Genomic DNA, 526 nt, shown 5'->3' with positions numbered 1-526 from the left:
AGATCACATCGGCTCCGGGTAGTGCATCTTCAAGTTTTTCATAGACGTCAAACATCTCCATTTCTTTTAGCTGGATGATCTTATCTGGAGACACATCGAAAACCAAAAGCTTGCGGCGACTTAAAAAGGTTGATCTGGCCATACCTTCTGCATAGGTAAGGCCCATGTTTCCTGCTCCAATAACTAAAACTTTCATTACTTCAATATTTTGTGCTAATGTGTACAAAGACTGTACAGGACCTTGCGTTTTTGAAGGTTTTCTCTGTTTCTTCGGAAGAATTCCCGGTAACCTGCCATTTCACAGGGTTTTAAAGAAATCTGGAAGAATAATAGATTCCGACAAATGGTCATTTTCCTGAAATTCCGTCAGGTTTTCAGAAGTCCCTGAAACTTTCGGCGTACTTCTTACTTCTTAAATCTGAGTTGGTTTTGATATATTTGAAGCAAACCTCATCTAAAACTCAACTTCTAATGAAAAAACTTTCAGGAATTTTGTCTCTCTGTTTACTTCTGGCGGGAAATGTTA

General features: G+C 38.6%; 1 pseudogene. It reads right to left on the bottom strand.

The annotated features are described in order from the left end of the window. Nucleotides 1–196: pseudogene (locus HC175_RS17250) on the bottom strand (pyrroline-5-carboxylate reductase); the annotation flags it as partial. Nucleotides 197–526 lie beyond the last annotated feature (330 nt).

The organism is Salinimicrobium oceani (assembly GCF_012037645.1).
The sequence above is the reverse complement of the archived record's forward strand: the minus strand, read 5'-3'. Positions and strand labels throughout refer to the sequence as shown.